General features: G+C 64.4%; 20 protein-coding genes and 2 riboswitches. Of the genes, 10 read left to right on the top strand and 10 right to left on the bottom strand.

Annotated features, from left to right (window positions below):
- The first annotated feature begins 93 nt into the window (after nucleotides 1–93).
- From LY622_RS10385 to LY622_RS10375, 3 genes are all read left to right on the top strand, one after another.
- On the top strand, nucleotides 94–2,376 hold the full coding sequence (locus LY622_RS10385) for a mechanosensitive ion channel domain-containing protein (protein ID WP_234290833.1): 2,283 nt from the start codon (nucleotides 94–96) through the stop codon (nucleotides 2,374–2,376).
- 138 nt (nucleotides 2,377–2,514) lie between these two features.
- Nucleotides 2,515–4,023: a hypothetical protein gene (locus LY622_RS10380; RefSeq protein WP_234290832.1), complete on the top strand. Its 1,509-nt coding sequence runs from the start codon at nucleotides 2,515–2,517 to the stop codon at nucleotides 4,021–4,023.
- A gap of 139 nt (nucleotides 4,024–4,162) precedes the next feature.
- Nucleotides 4,163–4,858: a CBS domain-containing protein gene (locus LY622_RS10375; RefSeq protein ID WP_234290831.1), complete on the top strand. Its 696-nt coding sequence runs from the start codon at nucleotides 4,163–4,165 to the stop codon at nucleotides 4,856–4,858.
- A 95-nt stretch (nucleotides 4,859–4,953) separates the two neighbouring features.
- On the opposite strand, the gene LY622_RS10370 is transcribed toward LY622_RS10375, so the two are convergent.
- A complete protein-coding gene (locus LY622_RS10370) occupies nucleotides 4,954–6,078 on the bottom strand; it encodes an aminotransferase class V-fold PLP-dependent enzyme (RefSeq protein WP_234290830.1) in 1,125 nt (374 codons plus the stop codon).
- 172 nt (nucleotides 6,079–6,250) lie between these two features.
- Nucleotides 6,251–6,853: a class I SAM-dependent methyltransferase gene (locus tag LY622_RS10365; RefSeq protein ID WP_114480783.1), complete on the bottom strand. Its 603-nt coding sequence runs from the start codon at nucleotides 6,851–6,853 to the stop codon at nucleotides 6,251–6,253.
- A gap of 285 nt (nucleotides 6,854–7,138) precedes the next feature.
- Here LY622_RS10365 and LY622_RS10360 point away from each other — a divergent pair, with 285 nt between their 5' ends.
- From LY622_RS10360 to thiO, 5 genes are all read left to right on the top strand, one after another.
- The gene (locus LY622_RS10360) at nucleotides 7,139–8,257 is read left to right on the top strand and encodes an ABC transporter ATP-binding protein (RefSeq protein ID WP_234280805.1); all 1,119 of its coding nucleotides are present in this window, start codon (nucleotides 7,139–7,141) and stop codon (nucleotides 8,255–8,257) included.
- 139 nt (nucleotides 8,258–8,396) lie between these two features.
- Nucleotides 8,397–9,458: an ABC transporter substrate-binding protein gene (locus LY622_RS10355; protein WP_234290829.1), complete on the top strand. Its 1,062-nt coding sequence runs from the start codon at nucleotides 8,397–8,399 to the stop codon at nucleotides 9,456–9,458.
- 99 nt (nucleotides 9,459–9,557) lie between these two features.
- Nucleotides 9,558–10,817, top strand: coding sequence for an ABC transporter permease (locus LY622_RS10350; RefSeq protein ID WP_234290828.1), 1,260 nt, complete (start codon nucleotides 9,558–9,560; stop codon nucleotides 10,815–10,817).
- 19 nt (nucleotides 10,818–10,836) lie between these two features.
- Entirely contained in the window at nucleotides 10,837–11,664 is an 828-nt protein-coding gene (locus tag LY622_RS10345; RefSeq protein ID WP_234290827.1) for an ABC transporter permease, read from the top strand.
- A gap of 198 nt (nucleotides 11,665–11,862) precedes the next feature.
- Nucleotides 11,863–13,017, top strand: a complete 1,155-nt coding sequence (thiO, locus tag LY622_RS10340; RefSeq protein ID WP_234290867.1) for a glycine oxidase ThiO — start codon at nucleotides 11,863–11,865, stop codon at nucleotides 13,015–13,017.
- Here thiO and pta read toward each other — a convergent pair.
- Both pta and LY622_RS10330 read right to left on the bottom strand, forming a co-directional pair.
- Nucleotides 13,014–15,194 (bottom strand): phosphate acetyltransferase, encoded by a 2,181-nt coding sequence (gene pta, locus LY622_RS10335; protein ID WP_234290826.1) that lies wholly within the window; start codon nucleotides 15,192–15,194, stop codon nucleotides 13,014–13,016. The genes thiO and pta overlap by 4 nt on opposite strands.
- Nucleotides 15,191–16,375, bottom strand: coding sequence for an acetate/propionate family kinase (locus LY622_RS10330; protein ID WP_234290825.1), 1,185 nt, complete (start codon nucleotides 16,373–16,375; stop codon nucleotides 15,191–15,193). Before LY622_RS10330 ends, pta begins: the two co-directional genes overlap by 4 nt.
- Nucleotides 16,376–16,550: 175 nt before the next feature.
- On the opposite strand from LY622_RS10330, the gene LY622_RS10325 reads away from it, so the two are divergent.
- Together LY622_RS10325 and LY622_RS10320 are read left to right on the top strand one after the other, a co-directional pair.
- Nucleotides 16,551–17,483, top strand: coding sequence for an EamA family transporter (locus tag LY622_RS10325; protein ID WP_234290824.1), 933 nt, complete (start codon nucleotides 16,551–16,553; stop codon nucleotides 17,481–17,483).
- Nucleotides 17,484–17,588: 105 nt separating this feature from the next.
- On the top strand, nucleotides 17,589–18,089 hold the full coding sequence (locus tag LY622_RS10320; RefSeq protein WP_234290823.1) for a porin family protein: 501 nt from the start codon (nucleotides 17,589–17,591) through the stop codon (nucleotides 18,087–18,089).
- A gap of 209 nt (nucleotides 18,090–18,298) precedes the next feature.
- On the opposite strand, the gene LY622_RS10315 is transcribed toward LY622_RS10320, so the two are convergent.
- From LY622_RS10315 to LY622_RS10290, 6 genes are all read right to left on the bottom strand, one after another.
- On the bottom strand, nucleotides 18,299–19,549 hold the full coding sequence (locus LY622_RS10315) for a Card1-like endonuclease domain-containing protein (RefSeq protein WP_234290822.1): 1,251 nt from the start codon (nucleotides 19,547–19,549) through the stop codon (nucleotides 18,299–18,301).
- Nucleotides 19,550–19,732: 183 nt separating this feature from the next.
- Complete coding sequence (gene thiC, locus LY622_RS10310; RefSeq protein ID WP_305038578.1) at nucleotides 19,733–21,622, bottom strand: phosphomethylpyrimidine synthase ThiC; 1,890 nt, start codon at nucleotides 21,620–21,622, stop codon at nucleotides 19,733–19,735.
- An 84-nt stretch (nucleotides 21,623–21,706) separates the two neighbouring features.
- Nucleotides 21,707–21,826: riboswitch (TPP riboswitch) on the bottom strand.
- Nucleotides 21,827–22,088: 262 nt separating this feature from the next.
- Entirely contained in the window at nucleotides 22,089–22,757 is a 669-nt protein-coding gene (gene tenA / locus LY622_RS10305) for a thiaminase II (protein WP_234290821.1), read from the bottom strand.
- A gap of 89 nt (nucleotides 22,758–22,846) precedes the next feature.
- Nucleotides 22,847–22,995, bottom strand: a riboswitch (TPP riboswitch).
- A gap of 86 nt (nucleotides 22,996–23,081) precedes the next feature.
- Nucleotides 23,082–24,011 carry a lysophospholipid acyltransferase family protein gene (locus LY622_RS10300; RefSeq protein WP_234290820.1) on the bottom strand — a complete coding sequence of 310 codons (930 nt, stop codon included), beginning with the start codon at nucleotides 24,009–24,011 and terminating at the stop codon, nucleotides 23,082–23,084.
- 5 nt (nucleotides 24,012–24,016) lie between these two features.
- Nucleotides 24,017–24,406 (bottom strand): DUF4870 family protein, encoded by a 390-nt coding sequence (locus LY622_RS10295; RefSeq protein WP_234290819.1) that lies wholly within the window; start codon nucleotides 24,404–24,406, stop codon nucleotides 24,017–24,019.
- A 92-nt stretch (nucleotides 24,407–24,498) separates the two neighbouring features.
- The gene (locus LY622_RS10290; RefSeq protein ID WP_114480793.1) at nucleotides 24,499–24,891 is read right to left on the bottom strand and encodes a VOC family protein; all 393 of its coding nucleotides are present in this window, start codon (nucleotides 24,889–24,891) and stop codon (nucleotides 24,499–24,501) included.
- Between the last annotated feature and the right edge of the window lie 49 nt (nucleotides 24,892–24,940).

Below are 24,940 nucleotides of genomic sequence, written 5' to 3'. Positions count from 1 at the left end.
TGGACAAGGAGTGGTGACGTAATGCCAGGTGGTTTCTTTCAGGCAGTGACGGATGTCAGGCGAGGTACCAGTTGTTGGAGCTGGTTACCGTTCATGGTTGCCTTTGCCGGCCTGTTGCTTCTCCTCAGTACGCCGCTGAGTGCTCAGTCACTGCCGCTTGGCGGACTGGGAGCCGGCGACGAGGGCACGGCCCACGATCCCGAGGCGTTCCAGCAGTCGCTGGACGAGGTGATCGGCACGCTTGAGGATACCCAGCAGCGCGAGGCGCTGCTCGAGAGCCTGCGCGAGCTGCAGCAGGTGCATGCCGAGCGGGCCGAGGAGGGGGCCGGGCAGCGCCAGGGACTGCTCGGCGCCTTGGCGGAGACGTTCAGCGAACTGGGCGAGCAGGCCGAGGCCGGCGAGTCGCCGATTGACGACTGGCGACGTCAGCTGGAGCAGGGTTGGGATGACCTCAGTGACTTGATGGTCGAGACCGGCAGTGCCGAGACAGCGCGCTTCATGATCGAGAGTGCCGTGCTGATTGCGATCTGGGTGGGGCTGCTGGTCATCCTGATCGCCCTGGGCAGGCTGCTGTTCCTGAGGCGAGGGCTTCCCCTCGACCTGCCGCGGGATCCGCGCGGCTGGCTGCTGGCACTGCATTTCCTGCGGCGCATGCTGCCCTGGGCGCTCGCCTTCGTCCTGATCATGGGCCTGGCCCAGGTGTTGCCGCCCAGCCCCGGCCGGACCCTGGCGTTGATCGTCGCCTACCTGGCGCTGTGCGGTCGCACCCTGTCGGTGATCGTGGAGAGCGTGGTATCGGTCTTCACCCGAGGCCATCGTTTCACTGCGGTGCTGATCCTGCAGCAGCGGGCCCTGCGCATGCTGTTCGTGATCGGTGCACTGATCGCCCTTGGCGATGCGCTCAATTCGGAACGGCTGTCGCTGATGGTGGGGGATGAGCTGGCGGCACTGGGCTCGGTGCTGGCCAATATGCTCGCGGCAATTCTCAGCATTCGCTTCATTTTCAGGTTCAAGCGACCGATCAAGCACTTGATCCGCAACCGCTCCTGGGGCGTGCGCCGTGACGGCGGCACCATCATCGAACTGGCCCGTATCGTCGGTGGGCTATGGCATGTGCCGGCGCTGCTGGTCGTCGTGGGCTCGCTGCTGGCGATCTTCGTCACCGTGGGGGACGTTGGCGCGGCACTGGCCCGCTCGATCGTCTCTGCCGGCCTGCTGGTGTTGACGCTGGTGGTCACCGGCTTGATCCAGCGCCACACCGAGCGGCGCACCAAGCGGCGGCGCATCAGCGAGTATCGGCGTCGTCTCGAACGCTTCGGCTATGCGCTCTCGCATGTGGTCGCCTGGATCGTCTTCGCTGAACTCTCGCTGCAGGTGTGGGGTGGCTCGCTGTTCGGCCTGGGCCGGGAGGGGGTAGCCGGCATGCGCATTGGCCAGGCACTGCTGGCGCTGGGTTTCACCGTGCTGCTGGCATGGCTGGTGTGGATCTTTGCCGATACCGCGATCCAGCGGGCGCTGATCACCTCGGGGCGCTCCCGTGGCCGCCGGGTCAACCAGGCACGGGCACAGACCATCACCCCGATGATCCGCAACGTGATCTTCGCCACCATCGTGATCATTACCGGTATCGTGGGGCTGGCCAACCTGGGGGTGAACGTCACGCCGCTGCTGGCCGGTGCCGGCGTCATCGGCCTGGCGGTGGGCTTCGGTGCCCAGACCCTGGTGCAGGACCTGATCACCGGCATCTTCATCATCATCGAGGATTCGCTGGCGGTGGACGACTTCGTCCAGATCAACGGCCACATGGGTACCGTCGAGGGGCTGACCCTGCGCACCGTCAGGCTGCGAGACCTGGACGGTATCCTGCACATCATCACCTTCAGCGCCATCCAGTCGATCCACAACATGTCGCGTCATTTCGGTTTCGCGCTGATGCGTATTCGCATACCTCACACCATGAAGATCGACGATGCCATCACCCTGATGCATGAAACCGCTCAGGAGCTGCGCCAGGACCCGATGATGCGTCACCATATCTGGTCGCCACTGGAAATGCAGGGCGTCGACCGCTTCGACGAGGGCGCCGCGGTGCTGCGCATGCGCTTTCGTACCGCTCCGGCCATGCAGTGGGACGTGGCCCGTGCCTTCAACCTGCTGCTCAAGCAGCGCATGGAGGCCAAGGAGATCGACCTGGGCATGCCGCGGCTCAGCGTCACCATGGAGGGCCAGCCCGGCGATGACATGTCCGGCAGGGCAGGATCGAACGTCGACGGCGCGCAGGGGCGCTTCCGCGACGCCAAGGGGCGTGAGCCGGGAGAAGCGGGCATCGCCGACCCGCAGGGCGACACCAATCCACAGCGGGCCTCCCCCGAATGATGACGGCCCTGCGTTGACTGGCAGGCGCATCGTCAGCGCAGGGCGTTGGGTGGGACCGTGGCAAGCTGGCCGCCTTCCGCCGTACCATGGGACTGGATACTACCGACCTTCGGTCCCTGGATCAGGAGCAGCGGCGACGTGATCACCGTCGAGCGCAAGGATAGCTTTCATCTCAAGATTTCCCGCGTACTGCAGGAGGAGACCTCGCACCGGCTGGACGTCTTCCTGTTCGTGCCCGGCGAGCTGGGACTGAACGATCACGTCATCTCGGAGGACGCCTTCTACCACAGTGCCATTCACAGCAAGCGCACCTATTACAGCGACAAGCATCACCTGCCGCTGGTGCTCAGCCGGCTGGCCAGCCGCGGCAAGCTGACCAGCGACCAGTATCGGTTGAGCCTCAGCCTCTACGCCTACCAGTACGTCATCGCGCTGGAGCGCTCGACCCAGACCCTGCTGGACACTGCCCGAAAAGTGAAGGAGGAGGAGCGGCGTCAGGACAGCCGGGAAGAGTCGAGCGCCGAAGGCGACCCGCCCGCCGTGGAGGGTGAGCGAGCCGAGGAGTCGATCACCCCGGCGGTGCGCCTGAGCGAACAGCTCGAGGAGCTGTGCGAGCTTGCCCAGGGCATACTGCGCCGCCTGCGTCGCAACCAGCCCGGCAGCGACAAGCTGCATAAGTATTATGCCAATATCGACAACTACCTTTCCTGGTTCACCGAGCAGCAGCTGCTGGCGCTGGTGGCCAACCTGCCGCGAGGCAAGGGCTTTCGTTCGATTCGCAAGCGGCTGCTGGCGATCTGCAGCGCCGAGAGCGACCATCGCGAGCAGGAGGAGTACAACTCCCGCCGGGTCACCCAGGACCCCACCCGGATGTCCAACAAGATGCGGCTGCTGCGGCGGCTGATCGAACACCCGGTGACCTTGAAGCAGCAGAGCCAGGAGCTGGGTGGTGGCGAGCAGAAGGCGGTCAAGGGGCTGGCCACGGCAGTGGTCATGATCTTCGTGTCGCTGGGGCTGCTCCAGGCCCGCGATTCCCTGGGCGACATCACGGCCCTCTTCGTGCTGGCGATGGCCGTGCTCTACGCCATGCGGGAGGTGTTCAAGGACGACCTGCGTAATACGCTGTGGCGCTGGCTGCGCAAGGGCCGCCCGAAGTGGCGACGCCAGTACCTGGATGCCACCAGCGGTGCGCTGGTGGGGCGCCAGCTAGAGTGGTTCGACTACAAGCGATTCGGCAAGCTCGATGATGAGATTCAGCGGGTGCGCAAGCGCAATGTGGCACAGCGCGAGGAAGTGGTGCTCCACTATCGATCGAGTTCACGCATGTCGCCCACCCGCTTTCTCAGCGGCTACGAGAAGACCCGTGAAACCCTGTCGCTGGACCTGTCGCTGCTGGCGCGCCTGATGGACAAGGGCGAGCACCATGTCTATCGCCTCAAGGATGGACAGGTATCCCAGGAGTCGGTGGAAAAGCGTCATCTGCTCAATCTGGTCATCCGCGAGGAGGGGATCAATAACCGGCCCATCATTCAGCGCTGGAAGATCGTCATGAGCCGTTCCCGGATCGTCGATGTCGAGCAGGTCCATCAGGAGGGGGGCGAGGAGCTGGAGGAAGAACGAGACTCGGCCATCGCGGTATCGACTTGAGGGGCAAGCTTGCTTCACGTCAAGCGGATGAAAACGCTTGTCTGCTAATGTAACTGCCAGAGGGCGGTTTGTGGGAGCCGCCATGTCAGGCTAGATTCAAACCTATGCCTTCCCGTTTTCCCTGCTCGGAGATGCCGCCATGAAAGCCGTTGATGTCATGACTGCCAAGGTCATTACCGTACCGCCCGACGCCGACGTTCGGGAAATCGCCCAGCTGCTGCTTGACAACAACATCAGCGCCCTGCCGGTGGTGGATGCGGACCAGAAGGTGTTGGGCATCGTCAGTGAGGGCGACCTGATGCGACGGGTCGAGAACGACACCGATCAGCGCAAGTCCTGGTGGCTGAAGTCGATCTTCTCCGGTGCCAATAACGCCAGCGAATACATCAAGTCCCACGCGCGCAAGGCCCACGAGATCATGACCCCCAACCCGGTCACCGTCAGTGAGGACGAGTCGCTGCGACGTATCGCCAAGCTGCTGGAGCGCCATCATATCAAGCGGGTGCCGGTGGTTCGCGATGGCCGCCTCGTCGGTATTGTCAGCCGCGCCAACCTGTTGCGTGGCTTTTCGGCCACCACCGGGGAGGGCGAGCCCCCTGTCACGTCCGACGACCGGGAGATCCGCGATGCCATTCTCAAGGAAATCGACGAGCGTACCGGTGTCTGGGTCGACCGCATCAACGTCATCGTGACCGATGGCGAAGTGCAGCTCTGGGGGCTGGTCGAGAGTCAGGAAGAGAAGATGGCGGTGCAGGTGGCTGCCGAGAACATGACGGGGGTAAAGGCGGTGGAGAACAACCTGGGCATGATACCTCGGGGAATTGGCGGCTACTGACCCGGTGGGCGACCGACAAGCGTCATGAACAAGCGGGGCGGCCTCATGGCCGCCCCGTTCGATTCATCCATTCAATTCATCGTCGCCTGTGTCCGTCAGTCGACCTGCCGGAGTGCAGCTTCCAGGCTGGCCAGGCTGCGCTCGAGATGGTGCAGCTTGTCCAGGCCGAACAGGCCGATACGAAAGGCTTGATAGCCCTCTCCTTCGTCGCACATCAGCGGCACCCCGCCCGCCACCTGGACTCCGGCGGCGGCAAACTTGCCGACGATACCCGGGTCACGGGTGTAGTAGACCACGACGCCGGGCGCTTCGAACCCGGGAGCCGCCACGCTGCGGTAGCCGTACTTGGCCATCAACGAGCGCACACCCTCGCCCAGCGCCCATTGCTCTTCGCGGACCTTGTCGAAGCCATAGGCAGCCGTCTCCGCCATGATGTCGCGCAGCCGTGCCAGGCCGTCGGTGGGCATGGTGGCGTGGTAGGCGTGGCCGCCGTTTTCGTAGGTCTCCATGATGGTGAGCCATTTGCGCAGGTCACAGGCAAAGCTGGTGCTGGTGGTCTCCTCGATCCGCTCTCGGGCCAGCTCGGAGAGCATGACCATGCCGCAGCAGGGCAGGCCGCTCCATCCCTTCTGCGGCGCGCTCAGCAGCACGTCGACGCCGATCTCGCGCATGTCCACCCAGAGCGTGCCGGAGGCGATGCAGTCGAGGACGAAGAGTCCGCCCACCGCATGAACGGCGGCTGCGATGCGCTTGAGATAGTCATCGGGCAGCAGGATACCGGCGGAGGTCTCGACATGGGGGGCGAAGACGACGGCAGGGCGCTCTTCCTGGATGGTGCGTTCGACCTCTTCGATAGGCGCCGGGGAAAAGGGTGACATGGGATCGGCCGGGTCCACTCGGCGTGCCTTGAGCACCGTGATGGAGTCCGGAATGGCGCCCATTTCGAGGATCTGTGACCAGCGGTAGCTGAACTGACCGTTGCGGATCACCAGGCAGTGCTTGCCGGTGGCGAACTGCCGTGCCGCGGCCTCCATGCCGAAGGTGCCGCTGCCGGGCACGATCACGGCGCTATGCGCCTGGTAGACCTGCTTGAGGGTAGTGGAAATATCCCGCATCACGCCCTGAAAGCGCTGGGACATGTGGTTCAGTGAACGGTCGGTATAGACCACCGAGTACTCGAGCAGGCCATCGGGGTCGACATCGGGCAGCAGGCCGGGCATTTCTTTCTCCCTGTGTACAGTTCGGGTCGTGCGGGTATGCAATCCCTAGAGGATATTCCCATTGAACACCCTGAACCAGTTTTCGGACAGAGCCTAGGGTGATCCGTCGTGCATGGGCAGGGGGTACCTGGCCGGGACGTGCATTCGCATGCCGCCCCGGTGTGAGGCCGGGTCAGGGGCGGCAGAAATAGACTTTCGCCGGGGGAATGTTGATGGGCTCGAAGCCGCATTCCACGGCGGAAAAGACCTGACGCAGGTCGGGCAGGACCTTGGGTGAAAACTGGTAGACCAGCATGGCGCCCTCCGGCAGCAGCGCTTTCCGGCTGCCCTCGAGGATGCGTTCGCGAATCTCCGCCGGCATGGTGCTGAAGGGAATGCCCGCCACCACGTAGTCGGCGGCGGGCAGGCCGAGTCGTTCGAGTTCGGCCTGAATCGTCTCGGCGGAGCCGCTGATTATCTGCAGGCGTGGATCGAGTATGGAGCGCTGCAGGAAGTCGACGAACTCCTCGTTGGTCTCTATGACCACCAGTGTCGCCTCCGGGTGCAGGCGGCTCAGGATCTCCCTTGTGATCGTGCCGACCCCGGGACCGTACTCGACGATGACGCGAGCGCGCTCCCAGTCGACCGGTTCGAGCAGCCGCCGGACCAGGTACGGTGAGCTGGGAATGATGGAGCCCAGCATCCGGGGGTGCTTGAAGAAGTTGCGAGCGAATAGCGAGAGCTGAGCGCGTCGCTCGGTCCCTGCCATGACCGAGGGTCGGTCTTGAGCCGTCATGGGCTAGCCTCCTGATTTACTGCGTAACATGACTCCACTCTAGGCTAGCGGACGCACGTGGGAAAGGGCCCTTTGTTCCGCCCCCCATCCGGCAGCTCTCGACCGGGGAGTTTTCCGTAGCGTTGCATGGACGAGTCAGGTGGTCGAAAAGGGTCTACGGCTAAAGAAAATGTGGAATATACTTGACGTGAGCTTGGCAGATGCATAGCTTGGAATGTGGATATTTTGTGTGAACGTCTGTAATTATTGACGTCGCAGCACCCATTTCTAACTGCGGGTGAAACCATGCCAAACAATAATACCAGCGAACCCTCCCACCCAGCGCCGCCCCTGGTTCGCTTCGATGCGGTACAGAAGACCTTCGATGGCGAGAACCTGGTGGTGAAGGATCTCAACCTCACCATCCACCAGGGGGAGTTCGTTACCCTGCTGGGTCCTTCCGGTTCCGGCAAGACAACCTGCCTGATGATGCTCGCCGGCTTCGAGGTGCCTACCAATGGGGATATCTACCTGGGCACCCAGCGCCTCAACAGCGTGCCTCCCCACAAGCGCAACTTCGGCATGGTATTCCAGAACTATGCGCTCTTTCCCCACATGACGGTGGAAGAGAACATCCGCTACCCGCTCAAGACACGCAAGATGCCCGCCGCCGAGGCCGACCGCAAGGTGGCCGAGATACTGGATATGATCAAGCTGGGCGAATTCGCCCGACGACGACCGACACAGCTTTCCGGTGGACAGCAGCAGCGGGTCGCCCTGGCCCGCGCCCTGGTCTTCGAGCCGCAGTTGATACTGATGGATGAGCCCCTCGGTGCACTCGACAAGCAGTTGCGCGAGCACATGCAGCTGGAGATCAAGCAGCTTCATGAGCAGTTGGGGCTGACGGTAGTGTTCGTCACCCATGATCAGGGCGAGGCACTGACCATGTCGGATCGGGTGGCGGTCTTCGACGACGGGATCATCCAGCAGATCGACACCCCGAGCAATCTCTACGAATACCCGGCCAATGCCTTCGTTGCCCAGTTCATTGGCGAAAACAATACCCTGCCCGGCCGCATCGAGTCCGTGGAAGGTCGCCAATGCCGGGTCAGCTTCGGTGGGGGCCTGAATACCGGTGCGCTGCTCGGTCCCAACCTGGGGGCAGGCGATGCCACTCGGCTGTCGATTCGCCCCGAGCGCATCAAGCTCAATGGCGCGTCACGGCAGTTGCCCAACCGCTTGCAGGCGCGTGTGCGGGAGTTCATCTACCTCGGGGATCACATGCGGGTGCGCTGTGAACTCGCCGGCAACGACGACTTCGTGGCCCGCGTCCCCGTGGATGAGTTCACCAGCAGCATGCAGTCGGGCGATGTGGTGGAGCTCGGCTGGCGGGACGAGGACGTTCGCGCGCTGAACGCCTCCTGAACGTATCCAGAGAGCCGCCTGCACGGCCAGAGGCTATGCCGGACGGGCAAGATGCAGCAACAGCGTTTCATAGCAACAGCGTTCCATATCAGCAACGTTCCATATCAACAAAAAAGGTCTCAGTGACCGGGAGAAAGATATGACTCACAGCCGTTTCCCACTTTCGCGTCTTGGCCGCAGCGTCGCCATCGGCAGCCTGCTGACGGCGGGGCTGGCCGTTTCCAGCGGTGCCCAGGCATTGACCGTCATCTCCTTTGGCGGTGCGTCCGGTGACGCCATGCAGCAGGCCTATTACGGCCCCTTCCAGGAGAGCACGGGCATCAACCTCACGCCGGGCGACTACAACGGTGAGCTGTCGCGGATCCGTGCCATGGTCGAGACCGGCAACGTCAGTTGGGACCTTGTGGAGATGGAGTCTCCCGAGCTGGTCCGCGGCTGTTTCGAGGGGCTGTTCGAGCCCATCGACTGGGGCCGGCTGGGCCTGGGTAACGAGCTGATCGACTCGGCATTCGATGAGTGCGGTGTCGGTACCTTCGTCTGGTCCACGGTACTGGCCTACGATGCCGACGCTCTGGACACGCCGCCGACCTCCTGGGCCGATTTCTGGGATGTGGAGCAGTTTCCCGGCACCCGTGGCCTGCGTCGCGGCGCCAAGTACACCCTGGAGTTCGCGCTGATGGCCGACGGCGTGCCTGCCGATGAGGTCTACGAGGTGCTCGAATCGCCGGAAGGCGTCGACCGCGCCTTTGCCAAGCTCGATGAGATCAAGGAGCACATCCAGTGGTGGGAAGCGGGTGCGCAGCCGCCCCAGTGGCTGGTTGCCGGTGACGTGGTCATGACCTCTTCCTACAATGGGCGCATCGCCGCGGCTCAGGAAGAGGGCAGCAACCTGGAGATCGTCTGGAACGAGAGTATCTACGACCTGGATTACTGGGCCATCGTGTCGGGCAGCGAGTATGTCGACGAAGCCTACGACTTCATCGCCTTCGCCAGCCAGCCCGAGAACCAGGCCGCCTACTCCAGTCAGATTCCCTACGGGCCGGTGCATCCGGATGCCATCGCCCAGCTCGATGAGGAGCAGGCGCGGCGCATGCCAACCCATGAAGAGAATATGGCAGGTGCACTGGCCGTGGATACCGGCTTCTGGGTCGATTACGGCGAGGAACTGGAACAGCGCTTCAACGCCTGGGCGGCGCGCTGATCCCACGACGTCGGCAGCGGCTTCCCGGCCGCTGCCCCGTTTCCTGTGGTGTGACCCGGCTCGCTGGGTCACGCCGGTCGTCATCAGTGGGAGAAGGCCATGACCACGACCATTGCGGCTTCGCAGCCGCCGCCCAGGCCGGCGGGTACGCTCAAGGCGCAGCTGCGACGCGCCGAGCGGCTGCGCAAATGGAAGGCATTCGGGCTGGTAGCACCGCTGGCGCTGTTTCTCATTGTCGTTTTCGTCGTGCCCATCGGCAGCATGCTGTGGCGTAGCGTCGACAACACCGAGCTGGAATCGGTCATGCCGCTTACCACGGCCGGTTTGCAGCGGTGGGACGGTACCGGACTGCCCGATGAGTCCACCATGGCTGCCTTCGCCGCCGAGCTGCGTGATTCGCGCCAGGGGGGTGGGCTGGGGCGCATCGGGCGCCGCCTCAACTATGAGGATACCCAGTACCGCAGCCTGCTGATGCGCACGTTGCGAGGCCTGCCTGCGAGTCTCGATGCCGATGGCAATTGGACGGCCACCCTGGTCGAGATCGATGAGGCCTGGGGCGAAACAGCCACCTGGCTGGGTATCCAGCGCGCGGCACCGCCGACCACGGACCGCTATCTGCTGGCGTCGGTGGATCTCGAGCGCGGCGACACCGGCCAGATTCAACGTATCGGTGAAGGCGACCGTCTCTATCAGGCGGTATTCCAGCGTACCCTGGTGATCGCCGGAGGCGTCACGCTGATCTGCCTCGCACTGGGTTTTCCGCTGGCCTACCTGCTGGCCACGCTGCCGGCGAAAACCAGTAACTTGCTGATGATACTGGTGTTATTGCCGTTCTGGACGTCGCTGCTGGTGCGCACCGCGGCCTGGATCATCCTGTTGCAGTCCAATGGCCTGGTAAACCAGTCACTGATGGCCACGGGCGTAATCGACTCTCCGCTACAGCTGGTGTTCAACCGCATCGGCGTCTTCTTCGCCATGGTGCATATCCTGCTGCCGTTCATGGTGCTGCCGCTCTACAGCGTGATGAAGGGCATCTCGCCCAGCTACCAGCGCGCCGCCGTATCGCTGGGCGCGCATCCCTTCGCCGCCTTCTGGCAGGTCTATGTTCCCCAGACGATTTCCGGCATCGCGGCAGGCACGATCCTCGTCTTCATCATGGCGCTGGGCTACTACATCACTCCGGCCCTGGTAGGCGGACCGGCGGACCAGATGGTCAGCTACTACGTGGCCTATTACACCAACAGCACCAATAACTGGGGTATGGCAGCGGCACTTGGCAGCATCCTGCTGGTGGTAACGCTGATGCTCTACCTGGTTTACCACCGCCTGGTGAACCGCAAGCAGATGATCAGGCACTGAACCGCTCAGGAGAAGAATAATGGCTCTGCCGCCCTATGCATCGCCGATAGAAAAGGTCTGGTTCTGGTTCTTCCGCGGATTCTGCGGCCTGGTCCTGTTGTTTCTGATCACCCCGGTGCTGGTGATCATTCCGCTATCGTTCAGCAGCAGCTCCTTCCTGACCTATCCGCTGCCGGGGTTCTCACTGCGTTGGTATGAGGCCATCTTCAATCCATCCGGCCCCTGGATGGACGCGTTGAAGAACAGCCTGATCGTGGCACCATTGGCGACCCTGCTGGCGATGACCTTCGGCACCCTGGCCGCGGTAGGGCTCAATCGGGCCGATTTCCCCGGCAAGGGGCTGATCATTGCGCTGCTCATCTCCCCCATGGTGGTGCCGCTGGTGATCGTGGCGGTGGGGATGTACTTCTTCTTCGCCCAGGTGGGCCTGCTCAACTCCTATGCCGGCCTGGTCCTGGCCCATACCGTGCTGGGTGTTCCCTTCGTTGTGATTACCGTGAACGCTACCCTGCAGGGGTTCGACTTCAACCAGGTGCGGGCCGGCGCCAGTCTCGGCGCCAACCCGCTGCGGGTCTTCTTCACCGTGGTACTACCGCAGATCGTGCCCGGGGTGGTGTCCGGCGGCCTGTTCGCCTTTGCCACGTCGTTCGATGAGGTAGTGGTGGCACTGTTCATCGCCAGCCCCACCGAGCGCACCCTGCCGATCCAGATGTTCTCCGGCATTCGCGAGAACATCAGCCCGGCCATCGCCGCCATGGCCACCATCCTGATCCTGATGTCGACCCTGCTGCTGGTGACCATGGAGCTGTTGCGTCGGCGCAGCGAGCGGTTGAAAGGGGCGGCCTGAACAGCGAGTCTCAGATTTTGTTGCACCACCCTCTGCGCCCCGCCTTCGCGGGGCGTATCGCGTTTGGAGCGTATGTGCTGAGACGCATGTGCTGAAGACGACAGGGAAGCTGGCAAGGTAAGCTATGGCGGCAGGTGGGATGGCGATGCCGGCCGGGCCGCTGGTTTGGTACTCGGCTTCACGACTTAAGGGGTCATGGTGAAAGACTTTCTGATTATCGGTGGGGGCGTCATCGGCATGATGACCGCCTGGCAGCTGGCTTCAGCCGGGCGTACCGTCACCCTGGTGGAGCGAGGAAAGTGCGGGCAGGAGGCGTCATGGGCCGGAGGAGGTATCGTCTCGCCCCTCTACCCCTGGCGCTATAGCGAGCCGGTTTCCAACCTGGCGCGGCAGGCCGAGGACGAGTACGCCGCGCTGACGGCACAGCTGCTGGAGGCGACGGGTATCGATGCCGAGTATCGCCAGAAGGGGCTGCTCTACCTGCGGGTCGACGACGGCGACAGGGCGTTCGAGTGGGCGAAACGTGCCAACAAGCCGCTTGAGGTCGTCGATGCGGCATTCATCTACCGCAAGGAGCCTTGGTTGGCGGCAGGCGTGCCCAGTGGCCTTTGGATGCCGACCCTGGGCAGTGTCCGCAACCCACGGCTCTGTCAGGCACTGCGAGCCCATCTCATGTCGTTGCCCGGCGTTACCCTGCAGGAGGGGGCATCGGTCGAAGCACTGTGCATGGAAGAGGGGCGTGTAACAGGGGTGGATACATCCCTGGGACGTATCACGGCAGGGCAGGTGATTGTGTGCGGCGGTGCCTGGAGCGGGGTCCTGCTGGGTAGCATCGGGGTCGCGCTACCTGTGCGGCCCGTGAAGGGCCAGATGATGCTGTTCCGTACGCCGCCGATGCCCGGTGGCAGGCAGCTGCTGGAGCGCGTGGTGCTGGCCGATGGGCGCTATCTGATACCGCGCGCCGACGGCCGTGTGCTTGTCGGCTCGACTCTGGAACAGGCGGATTTCGACAAACGCCCCACCGAGGCGGCGCGGGAGTCGCTGCGACAAAGCGCCATCGCCATGTTGCCGGCACTGGCCGAGTGCGAGATCGAGCACCACTGGGCCGGGCTCCGGCCCGCGGCGCCGGATGGCATTCCGTTCATTGGTGCGGTGCCCGGCATCGAGGGGCTCCATGTCAACGCCGGGCACTACCGCAACGGCCTGGTGCTGGCGCCAGCGGCGACACGACTGCTGGTCGACCAGCTATTGGGTCGACCCACCCGGATCGACCCCGCTCCCTACCAGCCGTCGAAGCGCCTCCGGGAGCGGGGTTGTAGCGAAACAGAGGATGGCGAGACTTTCTTGCTCTAGAGTTTCATCCGCTGCGCTGCCTGAATCGCCGTCAGAGCGATGGTATAGACGATGTCGTCCACCAGGGCGCCGCGGGAGAGGTCGTTCACCGGCTTGTTGAGGCCCTGCAGCATGGGGCCGACGCTGACCACCCGGGCGCTGCGTTGCACCGCCTTGTAGGTGGTGTTGCCGGTGTTGAGGTCGGGGAAGACGAACACCGTGGCGCGCCCGGCCACCGGTGAATCGGGCGCCTTCTGGCGGCCGACGCTCTCGATGGCGGCGGCATCGTACTGCAGCGGCCCGTCGATCAGCAGGTCCGGCGCCTGCTGGCGTGCCAGCCGGGTGGCCTCGCGAACCTTCTCCACGTCGACGCCGCTGCCCGACTCGCCGGTGGAGTAGCTGATCATGGCGACCCGGGGCTCGATACCGAAGGCCTGGGCGGAGCGGGCGCTCTGGATGGCAATCTCGGCCAGCGCCTCGGCGTCGGGGTCGGGATTGACCGCGCAGTCGCCATAGACCACCACCTGCTCGGGCAGTAGCATGAAGAAGATCGACGATACCTGGCGGTAGTCGGTGGCGGTCTTGATCAGTTGGAAGGCCGGACGCACGGTATTGGCGGTGGTATGAATCGCGCCCGAGACCAGGCCATCGACCTCGTCGAGCTGCAGCATCATGGTGCCCAGCACCACGTTGTCCTGGAGCTGATCCTCGGCGGTCAGCGCGTTAACCTTGCCACCGCGCCGTTCGACCATGGGCGCGACGTAGCGGGACCGTATCGATTCCGGGTCGATGATCTCCAGTCCTTCCGGCAGCTCGATGCCGCGGTTTCGCGCCACCTCCTCGACCTCCTCGCGACGAGCCAGCAGCACGCAGCGCGCGATCCCTCGCCGTTGGCAGATGGCGGCGGCTTCCACGGTGCGCGGTTCGCTGCCTTCGGGCAGGACGATGCGTCGGTCCGCCTGCTGGGCGAGCTTGACCAGCTGGTAGCGGAAGGCCGAGGGCGAAAGCCGGCTGGCGTAGCCTCGGCTCAGGTGGTCCTTCAGCCACTGCAGGTCGATGTGCTCGGCCACGAAGCGCGTCACCTGCTCGGCGCGTTCCAGGTCGTCCATGGGAATGTCATTGCCCATCCGCCCCAGGTCCTTGGCCGTGGTGAAGCTGTCGGTATCCACGGCCAGCACGGGCATGCCGGTCTTCAGGGCGGGACGGCACATCTCGATCATGTTGTCGTTGGGCATGTAGCCGTTGGTCAGCAGCACCCCGGCCATGGGCACGCCGTTCATGGTGGCCAGCGCCGAGGCGAGCACGATGTCGTCACGATCGCCCGAGGTGACGATGAGGTTGCCGGGTCGGAAGGCGTGGAGGGCGTTGGCGGCGCTACGGGCGCAGAGGCTGGTGGAGAGCACCCGGCGGTTGGCAGCGTCGCCTTCACTGAGGAAACGCGCGTTCAGGGCACGTGCCACGTCGACGACCCGCGGGGCGATCAGGGCGGCGTTATAGGGCACCACGCCGATCAGGTGGAAGCGGTCGGTGGCCAGGGCAGGCGAATAACGGCGCAGCTCGGCCAGCAGGCTCTCATCGACCTGCATGCGGCCACCGGGAGCGAGCAGTGGCGGCGCTTCGCTGCCGGGCGGGTTGGGCATGCGCATCAGGATGCAGCCCAGGGTTCGAGCGGAGCCGATACCGCCGAAGGCCTGGGCATGCATGTCCAACTGCTCGGCCAGGGCCCGAGGTTCGACCGTGTCACCGCTGCCCACCAGGATGATGCGGGCATTGAGGGCGTGGGCCAAGTGGGTGTTGAGCTGGGTGGCGTAGGTGCCGTGAGCCGTCGGCACCACCCCTTCCACCACGATCAGTTCCGGTGCCGTTCCCGCCTGGCGCTCGATGGCCTGGTCATGCAGCTCGATCACCTGCTCCATGAGCACATCGAGCCGGTCCTGGCGCAGCAGCCGCTCCATCTCGGCCTGGGGCATGGGTGGCGGCGCATCCAGCCCCAGGGTACTGCTGACCAGGGCGGTGGAACGGTCGGGCCCGGGGCCGTTGAGTTCGTCCTGGCGAAACGGCTTGAGGAAGCCGGCCTTGAGGCCGATGGTATCGAGAGCCTGCATCAGGCCCAGGCTGGCCGATGTCAGCCCGACACCCACGCTGGTAGGCACCATCAGCAGGACCTGGGGTTGCGGGCGGGCATTGCGTGGTGTCATGGGGTGGTCTCGTCCAGTAGCTGGAGGGTTTCCTCGGCGATGCGGCCCTCTTCATCGGTGGGGATGACCCAGAGGCGAGGTGCCGCCGGATGCCCCCCGTCGATGCGGCCTTCGCGTCCACGCACCGTCTGGGTGTTGATGGCACGATCCAGGCCCAGGCCGAAGTGGGGCAGATGGCTGACGACCTTTTCGCGGACCAGCGGCGAGTTCTCGCCGATGCCGCCGGTGAAGACGATGCCGTCGAGGCGGGGCAGGGCGCAGGAAAGAGCAGCCAGTGACTTGGCGATGCGATAGCAGAACACCTCGATGGCCAGCCGGGCGTTCTCGTGCCCTTCGCTGGCGGCGACTTCCAGCTCGCGCATGTCGTTGGTCAGCCCGGAGAGTCCCAGCAGGCCGCTGCCGCGGTTGAGGACCTCATCGATGCGCTCCAGGCTCCAGCCGAGCTGGCGTGCCAGATGGGCGTGAAGGCCGGGATCCACGTCGCCGCTGCGGGTGCCCATCACCAAGCCTTCGAGCGGGGTCAGGCCCATGCTGGTGTCGAGGCTGCGGCCCTCCCAGACGGCACAGGTGGAGCAGCCATTTCCCAGGTGTGCGGTCAACCAGCCACCCTCGATGCCGCTCAGGGCATCGGCACGCCCGCTGACGAAAGCGTGGCTGGTGCCGTGGAAGCCGTAGCGACGGATGCCGTGATCGCGGTAGAGCGCTTCCGGCAGGGCGTAGCGGAAGGCTTGGGGTGGCAATGACTGGTGAAAGGCGGTGTCGAACACGGCCACTTGCGGGAGATCGGGAAACAGCTTGCATGTGGCCGCCACGCCTTCCAGGTTGGCGGGGTTGTGCAGCGGGGCCAGGGCTGCGGTGGCCTCGATGGCCGCTATCACCTCATCGTCGATCCGCGCGGCCCGCGTGAAGCGCTCGCCGCCGTGAACGATGCGATGGCCAACGGCGGCGGGCCGGTGGCCCTCGAGATGCTCCAGGATGGCCTCTAGCGCCCGGGTATGATCGGCGCCGGGCAGGGCCTTCTCGAAACGCTCGCCGTGGCTATCGACCCCCTTCAGGAAGGCGTCGCTGCTGCCCAGGCGTTCGGCAATGCCAGCGAGGCGCGGCTGGTCCGCTGCGGCGGGTATCAGCGCGTACTTGATCGAGGACGAGCCACAGTTGATGACCAGTACCGAAGCGTTCATCGGTTCTCCCGGTGGTATGAGTTAGGGGTAGCATAGACGTTAGACCTTAGTCTACCATGCAATGATTTGCAGGCTATCGTTCGACGCGCCCATTGTGCATGACTAGGGGAGAATGGGCTTCTGTTGAAAACGCTGGCATGCTGACCGCCATCCTTCAACCACGGAAAAACCACTCATGTCGTCACCGTCATCGGCGATGGCCGTACCCGTATTGCTGTCCCGCCATGTTGCCGTCTTGCTGCTGGCCGGTGTCGCCACGCTGTTTGCCGGCAATCATGTGGCCGCACGCCTGGCCTTCGACGAGGGCACCGGGTTGCTGCTGGCCGTACTCGTCCGCTCCGCCGTCGCGCTGGCCGTGCTTATCGTCCTGTTCATGGCCCAGGGCAAGCGCCTTGTGCTGCCGGCGGGGGCACGACGATGGCAGCTGCTGGCGGGGCTGATGGTGGCGGTACAGAGCCTCTGCCTCTACTCGGCGGTGGCCCGCATACCGGTGGTGGTGGCGCTGCTGCTGATGAACACCTTTCCCATACAGCTGGCACTGCTGACCTGGGTGTTGGGAGGGCCGCGCCCGACCCTGCGGGCGGCGTTGATCATGGCCGTGATCCTGGCGGGGCTGGTAGTGGTACTCGATGTGCCGACCCTGGTGGCTTCGCCCCAGGCCCTGGGAGAGGAGTGGCTGACGGGGGTGGCCTTCGGTCTCGGCGCCGCTACCGCCTTCTCCTTTGCGCTGTGGATCACCGAGCATCGCCTTGCCGAGGTGGGCAGCACCCTGCGCAGCCTGCTCACCATGCTGACGGTGCTTGTCGCCATGCTGCTGGCCGGTGCGATGAGCCTGGTGCCCGGTGGCATGGCGCTGCCGGCGAGCGCCACCGGCTGGGCGGGGCTGGTGTCACTGGCCGTACTCTACAGCGTGGCGTTTTCGGTACTCTTCATCAGCGTGCCGCGGTTGGAGATGGCCCGCAATGCGCCGGTGATGAACGTTGAGCCGGTGGCTTCGCTGGCGCTGGGCTACCTGGTGCTGGGGCAGATGTTGAGCGGCATACAACTGATCGGCGGGGGTATCGTGCTGGGGGGCATCGTGCTGTTGAGTCTTTCACGGCGCCCCTGACAAGGAGGAACTTTTTCAGTCGGTAAATTCACTTGCGTGATTGCCACGGCTGTACCAGACTTCCCCTGCGTGTAAGGAAACGCTGTTTCTTAATAGAGGTGCATCATGAAACTGCTAGCCATTCCCGCTGCCCTATTGATCACCGGCGCCTTCGCAGCCGCGGCGCAGGCCCAGTACCAGGCACCGATGTATCCTCAAGGTTATGTCGGTGGCGACGCCATGTTCTGGGATCTCAATCCCGATGGCGCTTCATCCGCCAACTCGACGGGTCTGCGCATCAGGGGTGGCGCCCAGTTCAACGACTTCTTCGCCGCAGAGGCTCACGTGGGCACCGGCGGTTCCGATGGTGATGTTGAGCTGGACTACCTGGTGGGCGCCTACGCCAAGGGTATCCTGCCGGTTTCGGAGGAGATCCGCCTCTACGGTCTGGCGGGTGTAACCGAAGTGGATTTTGACGTGGACCGTGAGAGCGGTTTCTCCTATGGAGCCGGCGCCGAGTTCGACGTGGCGCCAAACCTGGCGGTCGGTGCCGACTACATGCGCTACCTGGACAAGTCAGACCACACCTTCGATGCGGCAAGCGTCGGTGTACGCTTCCGTTTCTGATTGGACGGCATCTGCCAGATCCCGGAGTGCATAAGCCATTTCCTCGCCCCTGTCGCCTGACGGGGGCGTTTTGGTTTACGGGCTCAGGGCGTTCCACAAGCTCAGGGCTGTCTACAAGCTCATGGCTGTCTACAAGCTCATGGCTGTCTACAAGCTCATGGCTGTCTACAAGCTCATGGCTGTTCACAAGCTCAGGGCTGTCTACAGGCTCAGGGCTGTGGCCAGCGGCCGGTCTCCATCCAGTGTCGAAGATAGACGGGCAGTTGCTTCAGCTCGCCGCATTCAATGACGGCCACCTCGAGCCCCTGGCTGCGCTGCAGGTCGGTCAGGTGCTGGCATGCGCGGTCGAATTCGCCGCAGGCCAGAAGCAGGCGGGTGCTGGCCAGTCCGGCTGAGTGGTCGAGCATGTCGTGGAGTCGCTTGAGCCCTTGTTGAAGGCAGGCATCGGGGCCGGGTCCTGTGGTCAGGCACTCGATGAACAGCAGCTGGTTGTGGTGCACGGCGAGGCAGTCGGAGACCACGGGTTCGCCGTTGTGCTGCCCGCTGAGATCGAGTACATGGGCCCCACAGCAGGCCTGGTGCAGCCCGACTTCCTGGGCGCAGAGCCAGGCAAATTCGGTTAGCCAGCCGCCGCCGATGTAGAGTGCCCCCGCCAGGGAGGAGAAGCTCACCCGCTGAGGGTCGGCACTCGACCACTCGAGCAAGCCGGCGGCATTCAACTCGCTCAGTGCGTCGGTGCAGGGGAAGTGCGGTGCGCGACTCAGCCGCTGCTGGCGGGCGGATGGGTCGAGGTGTGGGCCTTCGTTTGGGTCGGCGGTGCCGAGTGCGCCCTGGGAACCGTGAACCCGTTCATGTAGCTCGCTCAACAGCCACGCCAGCTTGTCGGCCTGGTGGCCCAGGTAGTGGGTCAGGGCCTTGTGCCGTTCGGCGGCGCTGCGCCAGGCCGGGTTGTCGGATAGTGCCTTGATGCGCTTGCGGCCGTTGGCCTGCAGGAAGGTATCGACATCAAGCACGGGCTCGATGGCCACGGCCTCCAGCGTCGAGGGGTTCAAGCCCGGCCCCATGCGGTAGAGCGCGCCGGCACGGCTGTCGACATAGAGCCAGTCGGCCTTGCAGTGTCTCATGGCCTGCTGGAATAGCAGGGCGGTGAGCTTGTCGCTGTCGGCCAGGTCATAGGTAACAGTGAGCTCGGGGGTGTCCCGCTGTAGCCGAGACAGCCATTGGGCCAGGCCAGTGGCGAACGCACTGATGCGTTGCGGGTCTCGCTCCGGCATCTCGTCCCATCGATCGATCTCGGTTTGAGAGGACAGCTCGTGCTGCAGCAGGATCTGCAGCCGCTCGACGGTCTGTTGCTGCTGCCGTCCGGCAACCAGCACGACCCGCTGGGGTCGAAGCTGCAGCAGGGGGATCAGGCTGGCTTCGGGACGCTCTGTCACTAGCGCTACATGCAGGTGGGGCATGGTTTTGTCCTTCTGCACTATATCCTTGCACAAGGGGTGGCATAAGCAGATATCGGCCACCGTCATGGCTACAGGCTACATCCGCACCTTCTTCGCTGTCGCCATGGGACGAAAAAAAACACGCCGACCACTGGCCGGCGTGCAGAGTTTTCCAAGCATCGGGAAAGAAAGCATCGGGAAAGATCAGACTTCCTTGTAGAGCTCGGCACCCTCCTTCCTGAATTTTTCCGCCTGCTCCTCCATGCCTTTCATCACCGCTTCCTGATCGCCGTTTAGCCCATGCTCGTTGGCGTAGTCGCGGACCTCCTGGCTGATCTTCATGGAGCAGAACTTCGGCCCGCACATGGAGCAGAAGTGCGCCACCTTGGCGGAGTCCTTGGGCAGGGTCTCGTCGTGGTACTCCCGGGCGGTATCCGGGTCCAGGCCGAGATTGAACTGGTCCTCCCAGCGGAACTCGAAGCGCGCCTTGGAGAGGGCGTTGTCGCGGCGCTGGGCGGCCGGGTGCCCCTTGGCGAGGTCGGCGGCGTGGGCGGCGATCTTGTAGGTGATGATGCCGGTCTTGACGTCGTCCTTGTTGGGCAGGCCCAGGTGCTCCTTGGGCGTCACGTAGCAGAGCATGGCGCAGCCGAACCAGCCGATCATCGCCGCGCCGATGCCGGAGGTGATGTGATCGTAGCCCGGGGCGATGTCGGTGACCAGCGGGCCGAGGGTGTAGAAGGGCGCTTCGTCGCAGTACTCCAGCTGCTTGTCCATGTTCTCCTTCACGAGATGCATGGGCACGTGGCCGGGGCCCTCGATCATCACCTGGACGTCGTGCTTCCAGGCGATATGGGTCAGCTCGCCCAGGGTCTTGAGCTCGGCCATCTGGGCCTCGTCGTTGGCGTCGGCCACCGAGCCGGGACGCAGGCCGTCACCCAGGGAGAAGGCCACATCGTACTGCTTGCAGATCTCGCAGATCTCTTCGAAGTGGGTGTAGAGGAAGCTCTCCCGGTGATGGAACAGGCACCACTTGGCCATGATCGAGCCGCCGCGGGAGACGATGCCGGTGACACGCTTGGCGGTGAGCGGCACGTAGCGCAGCAAGACGCCGGCGTGGATGGTGAAGTAGTCCACGCCCTGCTCGGCCTGCTCGATCAGGGTGTCGCGGAACACCTCCCAGGTGAGGTCCTCGGCCACGCCATTGACCTTCTCCAGCGCCTGGTAGATGGGCACGGTGCCGATGGGCACCGGGGCGTTGCGGATGATCCACTCGCGGGTTTCGTGGATGTTCTGGCCGGTGGAGAGATCCATGATAGTATCCGAGCCCCAGCGGATGCCCCAGGTCATCTTGTCGACTTCTTCCTCGATGGAGGAGGTGACCGCCGAGTTGCCCAGGTTGCCGTTGATCTTCACCAGGAAGTTGCGGCCGATGATCATCGGCTCGGACTCCGGGTGGTTGATATTGCAGGGGATGATCGCCCGCCCGGCGGCCACTTCGGCACGCACGAATTCCGGGGTGATCTCTTCCGGCAGGCGTGCGCCGAAGCCCTGACCCGGGTGTTGGTGGCCCAGAATTCGTTCGACTTCCTCGGTACCGAGCGCCTGCCGGCGCTGGTTCTCGCGAATGGCGATGAACTCCATCTCCGGGGTGATAATCCCCTGGCGGGCATAGTGCAGCTGGGTGACGTTCTTGCCCGCCTTGGCGCGCCGTGGCGTGCGCTTCAGGTCGAAGCGCAGCTGGGCCAGCATGGGGTCGTTGGCCCGGCGCTTGCCGTAGTCGGAGGTGGGGCCATCGAGGAATTCGGTGTCGCCACGCTCCTCGATCCAGGCGCGGCGCAGCTCCGGGAGGCCACGGCGCAGATCGACGCTGATTTCGGGGTCGGTGTAGGGGCCAGAAGTATCGTAGACCAGCAGCGGCGGGTTCTCTTCGTCCTCGCCGGAGGTCTTGGTCGGTGACAGCGAGATCTCGCGGAAGGGCACACGAATGTCGGGGCGTGAGCCTTCGATATGGACCTTGCGCGAGCCGGGTAGCGGCTGGATGGCGGCCTCGTCGACCATGGCGGTATCGGCGAGGAAGTGCTGGGTCTTGCTCATGGAGTGTTCTCCCTAGGGTATTGCGGCTGTTGTGCGTTGTCAGGGAGGACAGCTGGGAGGACAGGGGCAGGACCCGGTGGGTAAGCCTGCCTGTCGCTTGATCCCTACGCTGGTCCTAGCCAGTTCAGGTTCAACGGGATCCATGCTTCGGCGCGCTGCGCTGCATGATCTCAGCCGTTTTCAACGGCACCCCGTCAAGCGTGGTGGTCGATTGCTCAGGGCTATCGCAGATTGCTCCATCGCTCGGGGCTGATCCGGCGACAAGCCTGTGAGGAGGCGCTGTGAACCCGTCCCTGGGCGCTACCTACGCCATCCCTGGCGTAGGACCTCCTCTCTGGCTTGTTCCCGGCGCCCTTCGCTGTCGTCAACTGCGATAGCCTTGGACAATTGCTTAGGCAAGTGACATCTTGCCCGCCGCGCCTGGTGTGACCAGAGCCAGCGCGGGTCTTTCAGTGGGGCCAGGCCGTCAGTCCGCGCGGTCCAGCCCCATCTGCCAGAAATCGATCTCCAGTCGCGTGGCGTCGCGGAACACCTCCGACAGCTCCTGGAAGCGCGCCGGGGTGACGTCGGCCAGGCGCGCATCGAGCCACTCCAGCTCGGCGCGCATGGCGCCCTGGAACTCTTCGCCTTCGTACATGGCGATCCAGGCGTCATAGGGGTTGGCCTTGCCGCGGACGGTGCCCTGCCGGCCATTCAGCCAGTTGGCGATCTCGCCGTAGCCGATCAGGCAGGGCGCCAGGGCCACGTGAAGGTCGAGCAGGTCGCCGCGATTGCCGGTGTCCAGCACATAGCGGGTATAGGCCATGGTGGCCCGGGCCTCGGGCAGGCTGGCGAGCGCCTCCTCGCTGATGCCCCACTCGCGGCAGTAGCCCACGTGCAGGCCCAGCTCCACGTCGACGATGGCCTTCAAGCCTTCGTGGGCCTGACGCAGGTCGGCCAGGGTGCGGCTCTTGTAGGCGGCCAGGGCATAGGCCCGGGCGAAGTGGATCAGGAACAGGTAGTCCTGCTGCAGGTAGTGGCGAAAAGCGTCTTCGGCCAGTGTGCCGGCCCCGAGGCTGCGCACGAAGTCGTGCTCGATATAGGCGCGCCAGTCGTCCTGGCAGGCGGCGGTGAGGTCGGTAAAGCGGTAGCCCATCTAGCCTCCGGGTGATCGAGGATCCGGAGCGAGGCTGAAGTCGGGCAGGGGAGATCATGAGAGAAGGGGAGCGCAGAGAGACGTGTCATCAAACCCCTTCGCCTGATTCCCTACGCCGGTTCATGCGGGGCCAGCGGCCCTGCTCACCCGGATCAGGTTCCACGGGATCGGCGCTGAGGTCACCCTTGGGCTCCCTGCGCCATCTCAGCCGGAATCACCGGCACCCCGTCAAGCGTCCAGGCAGTCTAGCAGGCTGGCAGCGTGTTGCCAGTCATGTAGAAGTGAAATTCATGGAAATAATTTCCATTGATATCGAGGGACGTTCTAGTAAAGCCGGAAGGAGCCATGTTCCGGATGCCCCTCCTGCTCCTCGATCACCTTGCGGTAGCGCTTGTACTCCCACTGGTACTGGGCCGGGTCCAGGGCGATGGCATCCTCGACGCAGGCATTGACGCCGGTGGCGGAGGTGGTCTCATCGGTTTCGTAGACCCGCTCGTCGGCGGCCAGGAAGTGGATGGCGAAGCCGCGGCCGGGGATGCGCCGCGCCACGCCGGTGACGACGCGTGCGTCGGTGCGGGCCACCAGCTTGGGCAGCAGGGTGGCGGTATAGGCCAGGCGACCGTAGAAGGGGGCGAAGACGCCGCTGCCCCAGCTGGGTTCCTGGTCGGGCAGGATGCCGATGGCTTCGCAGCGCTTGAGCGCCTTGAGCAGTGCCGCCACGCCGCGGGGGTTGGTGGGTACCAGCGTCGCACCCATGCGCTCACGACCCTCACGCGTGACGGGGTCGAGCTCATCGACCTTGGGTGGCTCGTACATGGCAGTGAAGGGGAAGTGGCTGGAGAGCCAGAAGTTGAGCACCTCCCAGTTGCCGAAATGCGGCGCCAGAACGATGACGCCCCGCCCCTGGGCGCGGGCCTCGTCGAGCAGTTCCCGGCCATGGACTTCGACGATGGAGGTCTCGACCCGGTTCGGGTCGGCCATCCAGGCGAAGCCCAGCTCCAGCATGGTGGCGGTGGAGTGCGTCAGGCTTTCCCGGGCCAGGCCACGACGCGCTGCCGCGCTCTGGTCGGGATAGACCTGGGCGAGATTGATTTCGGTGACGTCGCGCTCGCGTCGGCTCAGGCGATACACCAGCGGGCCGATCAGCCGGGAAAGGCGCCACAGGCTGGCGAGACGACGGCCGGCGAGGGTGCGCCACAGCGTGGTGGCGAGACGCGCCTGGATGGCGCTGGAACGGGGTCGAGATGCGCTCATGAACGTCAGAACAGCCAGGTATCCACGTTATCGGGCGCGCGCTTCTCCTGCAGGCTCTTGAGCCCTTTCACGCAGCGAATCACAAGCCAGATCACCGCCAGTAACCAGGTGACGAAGCCGATCATGATCAGCGTCAGCAGGCCGGAGACCGCAAAGTAGAGCATCGCCATCCAGAAGGTACGGATATGGTAGCGATAATGCTCATCGAGCCAGTGAGGTCCCTTGCCGCGGTAGACATAGGCGATCACCACACCGACCAACTGCGTCAGCCCGCCGCTGATGATGCCGGCAAGAAACAGCGCATAGATGACGATGGGAATGGTGGTGTCGGGCGACCCCGGATCGGTCACGGCCCGGTGGTCACGGTTATCATCAGGATGCAGGTTATCGGTCATGTCACGTCCAGCAAGTGAATGGCGAGGTGTGTTGCTGACTTGGCCAGTCACACCAATGATACCGGCCAGATGAGACAATGCCAGTGGAGCGGCTATTCGCTGGCCGTCTTCAGCGGACGGCTGATCTCCAGCAGGTTGCCGTCCGGGTCGCGCAGGTAGAGCGACTCGATGGGGCCGGTGGCGCCCTGACGGTCGACCGGGCCGAGCTCCACCTCGACATCCAGCGCTTCCAGATGTCGCTGCACTTCGTCCAGCGGCAGCAGGCTGCGCAGGCAGAGGTCGAGGCTCCCCGGGGTGGGGGTGGCGGCACGGGGCTCGATGTCGGTGGCCGTCCAGTGCAGGCGCAGGGCCACGTCGCCGAGCATCAGGTCGACGCGCTCACGGTCGCGGTAGCGCACCTCCAGCCCCAGCACCCGGGAATAGAAGTCCACGGCGCGGGAAATATCGGTCACGGTGATGACCAGGTGGTCCAGACCTGACAGCATTGCCGGCCTCCTCGTTGTGATCTGTGTTCTATAAGCTCGAGTCGTCAAG

Source organism: Halomonas alkalisoli (genome assembly GCF_021412585.1).
GTDB lineage: Bacteria > Pseudomonadota > Gammaproteobacteria > Pseudomonadales > Halomonadaceae > Halomonas > Halomonas alkalisoli.
This window is presented reverse-complemented; position numbering and strand designations above follow the sequence as displayed.